7 protein-coding genes are annotated in these 7,420 nt (G+C 67.5%); 1 reads left to right on the forward strand and 6 read right to left on the reverse strand.

What is annotated here, in order from left to right:
• Window positions 1-42: 42 nt before the first annotated feature.
• The 3 genes from FG95_RS17500 to FG95_RS17510 are packed head-to-tail and all read right to left on the reverse strand — an operon-like array spanning window position 43 to window position 2,954.
• Window positions 43-948, reverse strand: coding sequence for an alpha/beta fold hydrolase (locus tag FG95_RS17500; protein WP_037557531.1), 906 nt, complete (start codon window positions 946-948; stop codon window positions 43-45).
• A 23-nt stretch (window positions 949-971) separates the two neighbouring features.
• Window positions 972-2,300, reverse strand: a complete 1,329-nt coding sequence (locus FG95_RS17505; protein WP_037557532.1) for an oxygenase MpaB family protein — start codon at window positions 2,298-2,300, stop codon at window positions 972-974.
• 36 nt (window positions 2,301-2,336) lie between these two features.
• Entirely contained in the window at window positions 2,337-2,954 is a 618-nt protein-coding gene (locus tag FG95_RS17510) for a trimeric intracellular cation channel family protein (RefSeq protein ID WP_081933229.1), read from the reverse strand.
• Between the two features lie 53 nt (window positions 2,955-3,007).
• Here FG95_RS17510 and FG95_RS17515 point away from each other — a divergent pair, with 53 nt between their 5' ends.
• The gene (locus tag FG95_RS17515) at window positions 3,008-3,469 is read left to right on the forward strand and encodes a GFA family protein (protein WP_037557533.1); all 462 of its coding nucleotides are present in this window, start codon (window positions 3,008-3,010) and stop codon (window positions 3,467-3,469) included.
• A gap of 5 nt (window positions 3,470-3,474) precedes the next feature.
• Here FG95_RS17515 and FG95_RS17520 read toward each other — a convergent pair whose 3' ends face one another.
• From FG95_RS17520 to odhB, 3 genes are all read right to left on the reverse strand, one after another.
• A complete protein-coding gene (locus tag FG95_RS17520) occupies window positions 3,475-4,815 on the reverse strand; it encodes an amidohydrolase (RefSeq protein ID WP_037557534.1) in 1,341 nt (446 codons plus the stop codon).
• Between the two features lie 22 nt (window positions 4,816-4,837).
• Window positions 4,838-6,247: a dihydrolipoyl dehydrogenase gene (gene lpdA / locus FG95_RS17525; protein WP_037557535.1), complete on the reverse strand. Its 1,410-nt coding sequence runs from the start codon at window positions 6,245-6,247 to the stop codon at window positions 4,838-4,840.
• 43 nt (window positions 6,248-6,290) lie between these two features.
• Window positions 6,291-7,420: 2-oxoglutarate dehydrogenase complex dihydrolipoyllysine-residue succinyltransferase (odhB, locus tag FG95_RS17530; RefSeq protein WP_081933230.1), on the reverse strand; the 1,130-nt coding region annotated here is incomplete at its 5' end.

Below are 7,420 nucleotides of genomic sequence, written 5' to 3' on the forward strand. Positions count from 1 at the left end.
ACATGCCCTCCCCCGACCCCTCCCATAAATGGGGGGGAGAGGTTACGCCGCGACGGTCGCCGTTGCGTCGATGTGCTCCGCAATCGCGTCGGCCAGCGTGTCGACCAGCGCGAGCGGCAGGTCGTGCCCCATGCCGGGGATCGTTTTGAGCCGCGCGCCCGCGATATTGTCGGCGGTATCGCGCCCGCCGGGCAGCGGCACGAGCGGATCGTCCTCGCCGTGGATGACGAGCGTCGGCGCCTTGATGTCCTTCAGCATCGGACGCCGGTCGCCGTCGGCGACGATCGCCGCCATCTGGCGCGCGACGCCCTGCGGATACCAGCCGCGTTCGAAATCGGCGCGCACGCGGCGTTGCAGCCGCTCTTCGGCGGATGGATAGCCGGGGCTGCCGATCACCCGCGCGGCACCCACCGAATAGGCGATCAGCGCCTCCTTGTCGCCGTTCATCGGCCGGTTCGCGAGCACGCGCATCGCCTCCTTCTGCGCGCGCGGCAGGCGGCGGTTGCCCGTCGTCGACATCACCGAGGTCAGCGACAGCACGCGCTGCGGATAGCGCGCCGCGATATGCTGCGAAATCATGCCCCCCATCGACACGCCGACGACATGCGCGCGATCGATACCGAGATGATCGAGCAGGCCGATGCCGTCGGTGGCCATGTCGGCGAGCGTATAGGCGGGGCGCACCGGCAGGCCGATGGCGGCCTTCACGAACATCCATTTGAGGTTCGGCACACCTGCCGCCTCGAAACGCGTCGACAGGCCGACGTCGCGATTGTCGTATCGGATGGTGCGAAACCCGCGCGCGTTGAGCGCATCGACGAACTCGTCGGGCCACAGCGTCAACTGACCGCCAAGCCCCATGACCAGCAGGATCACCGGCGCATCGCGCGGTCCCTTGTCCTCATAGGTGATGCTGATGCCGTTGACGGCCGCCTGTTCGGTCTTCATGCAAATCCTCTGGTTGGAAAGGCCTAGCTCGCCGTCGCGGGTTTGTAATGCGCGGCGTCGGAGGTGAATTCGGCGCGGCCATATTCGGCCAGCTGGCGCTCGATCCGGTGGACGAGGCGGCGGTCGGCGAGATGGCGGATGATGGGCAGCCGCGATGCGACGCGATAGGCGGCCATGCGCCCCGCGATGCCGAGCATCGTCGCGCCATAGATCAGGTGATCGCGGCGCCGTACCGGCACGCCGACGTTGGCGGCGCGCGTCTCGTCGCCGGCCAGAAACGCCTTCACGAAGAAGACGCGGCTGACCGAATATTCTAGCCGACGCTTGACCTGTCCCTTGGGCGAGCGATCCTTCGACAGTTCGGCGTCCATCGTCGCGCGCAGCAGCCCGCCGCAAACCTGATCGTCATATTCGTAGCGCAGCGTCGCGCTGCGCGTGCGCCAGATGCGGACGATCTCCTGCGGCGTGTCGGCGAGCAGATCTTCGGGCAGCCCCAAAAGATAGCAGCGATAGCGCGCCAGTTCGACGCGGCCACGCTCGATCCGCGTGAAGCGCGTGCGGCCCTTCGCCAGCACCTCCTGCGACAGGAAATAGACGGGGATCAGCCCCGCGGGCATCTGGTCGAGCTGCGGGATTGGCATGCCATAGGTGTCGGCGTCCCACATGCCCGGGCGCGACAGCACGTTGACGCGCACCATCGAGTGCATCAGCCGCACCATCGCCGCCGCCTTGAACCCCGGACCGAAGCGGTCGAGCGCCCCCGGCAGCGCGGTGGTCGCAAAGAAGGTCGCGGTCTCCTTGACCCGCCGCGCAGCGGTCGCATGGCCGAGCGTGCCGGTGAGCGCCATCGGCAGCGCCGAATATTTGTTGAGGAAGGTCGCGATGAAGGCGCCGCGGATCAGGAAGGGCGACAGGTTCGCGGTCGCGTTGCGTTCATAGGCGGCGCCCTCCTCGACCAGCGCCATGTCGAGCCAATCGGGCTTCTGCTCCATCTCATGGATCAGCGCGGCCAGTTCGGCGGGCGCATCCTCGACCGCCTCGATCCCCTTGTCGCATGCGTCGACGAGCATTGCGACAGTGCGCTGGAAGCCATAGCGCGGCATCAGCGCGGCGTAAGCGTCGCCCGTACGGTCGCCGAGCATCGTATATTCGCGGATGCGGCCGAGCAGATCGGAATCGTCCAGATAGGCCGCGCGGTCGATGCTGCGGACGCGGCTGAGCTCGCTTACCGCATCGGCCTCGGGCGCCCAGCGTTCGGGCGCCTTGTCGAAATCGAAGCGGCCGAACAGCTCGGGCAAGGCGTCGGCCTGGCCCCGCACCCGGCGGGCGATCATGCTGACATCATTGTTCATAAGGCGAACCTGCCACAGATTCGCGATTTGGCAAGCCTAAGCCTTGGGATCGCGGTACGCGGGGAGCGCGAGCGACCAGCGGATCGCCGCCCCGCGCAGGATGAAACCCGCGACGGCCCCGGTCACCGCCGCGACGGGCGTCCCCGCGCCAAGCCACAGCAGGATCAGGAACAGCCCCGACGCGAGCGCCGCCGCGGTGACATAGATTTCGGGCCGGACGATGATCGAGGGGACGCCGGCGAGGATATCGCGGATCGTGCCGCCGACGCATCCCGTGATGACGCCCATCAGCAATGCCGGCGCGGGCGGGACGCCCCATGCCATCGCCTTTGCCGTCCCGAACACGGCATAGGCGGCGAGCCCGACCGCGTCGGCCCATTCGAGCAATTGCCCCTGCCACCAGCGTTCGGGGGTCAGCCAGACGATCAGCGCGATCGCGATGCACACCGCGGCGATCGCGCCGTCCTGCACCCAGAACACCGGCGCCCCGATCAACAGGTCGCGCACGCTGCCCCCGCCGACGCCCGTCACCAACGCAAAGAAGGCGGCGGTCACGAGCGTCTGGCGGAGCCGCACCGCCATCAGCGCGCCCGACAGCGCGAAGACGCCGATGCCGACCAGATCGAGCAGGCGAACGAGCGTTTGTGTATCCATCGCGCGCGGGGCTATCATCGCGCGCATCACGGCACAATGGAGAGGAAGCAGCGATGGAAGGCGGATGCACTTGCGGTGCGGTTCGTTACCGGATGACCGCGGCGCCGATGATCGTCCACTGCTGTCACTGCCGCTGGTGCCAGCGCGAAACCGGCAGCGCCTTCGTGATCAACGCGGTGATCGAGAGCGACCGGATCGAGGCCGAAGGGGCGCTCGACCATGTGATGACCCCTTCCGAAAGCGGCAAGGGGCAGGAGATCATCCGCTGTCCGGCGTGCCGGGTCGCGCTGTGGAGCCATTATCCCACCGCGGGCCGCCGTTCTTCCTTCGTCCGCGTCGGCACCCTCGACGCCCCCGACCGATACCCGCCCGATGTGCATATCTTCACGCGCAGCAAACAACCGTGGGTCATCCTGCCCGCCGATGCGAAAGTCTTTCCGGATTTCTACCCGTCGACCGAAGGCGTGTGGACCACCGACGCGCGGCGCCGGTGGCAGACGATGATGGCGGGTTGAAAGCCCTACTTCGCCGTAGGCCGCACGCCGCCGATGATCGACAGCATGATCGCGGTCACGGCATTGCGGATCGCAGGTTCGGCCTTCGGCGCGAAGAAGGGCGAATGGTTCGTCGGTGCGGGTTCGCCCTTCGTCTTGAGGTCGGCGAGTATGGCTGGGTCATAGCCGCCGATGCCGAAGAAAAGCGACGGCACGCCCGCATCGACGAACTCGGAATAATCCTCGCTCCCCGACATCGGCGTCGCGCTTTCGGGGGCGAAGACCAGTCCCTTGCCGAAGGCGGGCGTCAGGGCCGCGACCGCAGCTTTCGCCATCGCCGGGTCGTTCATCATGATGCCCGTGCCGCCGAGGTAGCGGATCGTCGGCTCGGGCGCGCCGCCCATCGCGGCCGCCGATTTCGCGACGCGCGCGGTGCCGTCCTGGAGCAGCTTGCGCACCTCGGGCGCCTGCGAGCGCAGATTGACCTTCACCTCGGCGCTGTCGGGGATGATGTTGGGGGCGCTGCCGGCGTTGATCGCGCCGATCGTCAGCACGCCGAACGCCGCCGGATCCTTCTCGCGGCTGATCACCACCTGCGTATCGGTGACGAAGCGCGCGGCGATAGGAATCGGGTCGATCGTCGCTGCGGGCATCGAGCCATGGCCGCCGCGGCCGTGAAAGGTGATCGCATAGCTGTCCGAAGCCGACGAGGACGGTCCCGCCTTGATCGCGACGACGCCCGCGGAAAGATTGGTAACATGCGCCGCGAAACCGAAATCGGGCTTCGGGAAGCGTGTGAAGAGCCCGTCGTCGAGCATCGCGCGCGCACCGCTGAGCGGTTCTTCGGCGGGCTGGCCGATCAGCACCACCGTTCCCGCCCAGCTATCGCGCATCGCGCTCAAGGCCTGCGCGACGCCGACCAGATAGGCGACATGCGTGTCGTGCCCGCACGCGTGCATCACGGGCACATCCTTGCCCTCATAGGTCGCGCGCGCCTTGCTCGCCCATACGAGCCCGGTCTTCTCCTCCATCGGCAGCGCGTCCATGTCGGCGCGCACGAGGATCGTCGGGCCCTCGCCATTCTTGAGCACGCCGACGACGCCGGTACCGCCGACCTTTTCGGTCACGGTGAAGCCCGCGCTGCGCAGATGCTTTGCGAGGATGCCCGCGGTGCGGACCTCCTGCATCCCGAGTTCGGGATGCTGGTGCAAATCCTTGTAGAGCGCGTCGAGCGCCGGATAATTTTTATCGAGCAGCGCGGTCAGCCGCGCGTTCGCGGCATCGAGATCAGGCGCCGCCCGCGCGCCGGTCGCGGTGAGGGAGAGGAGCAGCGAAGCCGCTGCCCAGAGCCCGTGCTTCGCCACCATACTCTCCCCCAATTTATCCGCGTCAGATGTGGATCGGCTTGCCCGTCACCGCCATCGCGGCTTCCTTGATCGCCTCGCTGTGCGTCGGATGCGCGTGGCAGGTGTAGGCGATGTCTTCGGATGTCGCGCCGAATTCCATCGCCTGCGCCGCCTGTGCGATCATCGTGCCCGCGACGCTCGCGATGCACCACACGCCAAGCACGCGGTCGCTCTTGGCGTCGGCGATGACCTTCACGAAACCGTCGGGCTCGTGGTTGGTCTTTGCCCGGCTGTTCGCGAGCATCGGGAACTTGCCGACCTTGATGCCTTCGGGACTCTGGGCGCTTTCCTTCGCCTGTTCTTCGGTCAGGCCGACGCCGGCGATTTCGGGCCAGGTGTAGACGACCGACGGGATGACGTCGTGGTTCACGATGCCGGTCAGCCCGGCGATATTCTCGGCGCAGGCGATGCCTTCGTCCTCGGCCTTGTGCGCGAGCATCGGGCCGGGGATGACGTCGCCGATCGCCCAGATGCCGGGGACCTGCGTGCTAAAGTCATGATCGGTCTCGATCTGGCCGCGCTGGTTGACCGCGAGGCCCGCTTTGTCGAGCGCCAGCCCGTCGGTGTTCGGACGGCGGCCGATCGAGACGAGCACGACGTCGGCTTCGAGGGTTTCGGCGTCACCGCCCGCTGCAGGCTCGAGCGTCAGCACGGCCTTCTTGCCCCTGACCGCAGCCGACGTGACCTTGGTCTTGAGCTTGAATTCCATGCCCTGCTTCTTGAAGATCTTGTTCGCTTCCTTGCGGACGTCGCCGTCCATGCCGGGCAGGATCTGGTCGAGGAATTCGACGACCGTGACCTTCGCGCCGAGGCGACGCCACACGCTGCCGAGTTCGAGCCCGATCACGCCGCCGCCGATGACGACCATGTGGCCCGGCACCTTCGCGAGTTCGAGCGCGCCGGTCGAATCGACGATGATCTGCTTGTCATTGTCGACTTCGACGCCCGGAAGCGGGGTCACCGACGAGCCGGTCGCGATGATGATATTCTTCGCGCGCACCGCCTTGCCCGCGACTTCGACCGTGTCTTTCGACGTGAACTGCGCATAGCCCTTCAGCCAGTCGATCTTGTTCTTCTTGAACAGAAACTCGATGCCGCCGGTCAGGCCCTTCACCGCATCCTTGCGCTGGCCGTGCATCGTGCCGAGATCGAGTTCGGGCTTCACCTTGATGCCCATCGCCGCCATCGCGCCGCCGGCGGCCGCCTCAAAATATTCGGACGCGTGGAGCATCGCCTTCGACGGGATGCAGCCGACGTTGAGGCAGGTGCCGCCGAGCGTTTCGCGCCCTTCGGCGCACGCGGTCTTCAGGCCCAGCTGCGCCGCACGGATCGCCGCGACATAACCGCCGGGGCCGGCACCGATGACAAGGACGTCGTAGTCGTAATCAGCCATTTATAATTCCTTTCACCCCACGGGGGGACGGGGAGAAATATACTTAGAGATCGATCAGGATGCGCGTCGGATCCTCGATCGCTTCCTTGATCGTCTTGAGGAAGGTCACCGCCTCGCGGCCGTCGATCAGGCGGTGGTCATAGCTCATCGCGATATACATCATCGGACGGATCACGATCTCGCCGTCGCGCACGACCGGGCGATCCTCGATGCGGTGGAGGCCGAGCACCGCCGACTGCGGCGGGTTGATGATCGGGGTCGACATCAAACCGCCGAACACGCCGCCGTTCGAGATGGTGAAGGTGCCGCCGGTCATGTCGTCCATCGTCAGCGTGCCCTCCTTGGCGCGCTTGCCGAGGTCGGCGATCGCTTTCTCGATGTCGGCGAAGCTCATCGCATCGGCGTTGCGCACGACGGGCACGACGAGGCCGTTCGGCGCGCTGACCGCGACCGACACGTCGAGATAATTGTGATAGACGATCTCGTCGCCGTCGATCCGCGCGTTGACCGCGGGAATGTCATGCGCGGCGAGCGCAACCGCCTTGGTGAAGAAGCTCATGAAGCCGAGGCGCACGCCATGCTTCTTTTCGAAGCTGTCGCGATATTTTTCGCGCGTCGCCATCACCGCCGACATGTCGACGTCGTTGAACGTCGTCAGCATCGCCGCGGTGTCCTGCGCCGACTTCAGCCGCTTGGCGATCGTCTGGCGCATGCGCGTCATCTTGACGCGCTCTTCCTGGCGGCCCGGCGCAGCGGCGGCAGGCGCCGACGGCGCGGCAGCGGGGGCGGGCGCGGCGGCGGGCGCCGCGCTCGCGGCGGCGAGCACATCTTCCTTGGTCAAACGGCCATCCTTGCCGCTGCCCTGGATCTTCGTCGGGTCGACGCCATGTTCAAGCACGAGGCGGCGGACGGCGGGCGACATGGTCGTGACCGTGTCGACCGCTTCGCCGGCCGGAGCTGCGGTCGCGGCGGGGGGCGGCGCGGCGGGGGCGGGCCTCTCCGCCGCGGGGGGGCCGGGCGCGGGCGGGGGCCGGGGGGGCGGCGCCCCCCCCCCCCCCCTCAGCCGCCACCTCGCGGCGCCGCCCGCCCGGGTCCCCCCCGCCCGCGGCGTGGTGCTCGCCCACCCCGCCCGCCGGCGCGGCGCCCCGACCGCGCCCTTGTCGGTTTCAGGGG

Origin of the sequence: Sphingopyxis sp. LC363, assembly GCF_000756385.1 — a bacterium.
Classification (GTDB): Bacteria; Pseudomonadota; Alphaproteobacteria; order Sphingomonadales; family Sphingomonadaceae; genus Sphingopyxis.

Excerpts from the sequence above, each read along its gene's own strand:
- FG95_RS17515 (WP_037557533.1), top strand. The coding sequence starts at position 3,008 with ATGGAAGGCGGATGCACTTGCGGTGCGGTTCGTTACCGGATGACCGCG.
- lpdA (WP_037557535.1), bottom strand. The coding sequence starts at position 6,247 with ATGGCTGATTACGACTACGACGTCCTTGTCATCGGTGCCGGCCCCGGC.
- FG95_RS17505 (WP_037557532.1), bottom strand. The coding sequence starts at position 2,300 with ATGAACAATGATGTCAGCATGATCGCCCGCCGGGTGCGGGGCCAGGCC.
- FG95_RS17510 (WP_081933229.1), bottom strand. The coding sequence starts at position 2,954 with ATGGATACACAAACGCTCGTTCGCCTGCTCGATCTGGTCGGCATCGGC.
- FG95_RS17520 (WP_037557534.1), bottom strand. The coding sequence starts at position 4,815 with ATGGTGGCGAAGCACGGGCTCTGGGCAGCGGCTTCGCTGCTCCTCTCC.
- FG95_RS17500 (WP_037557531.1), bottom strand. The coding sequence starts at position 948 with ATGAAGACCGAACAGGCGGCCGTCAACGGCATCAGCATCACCTATGAG.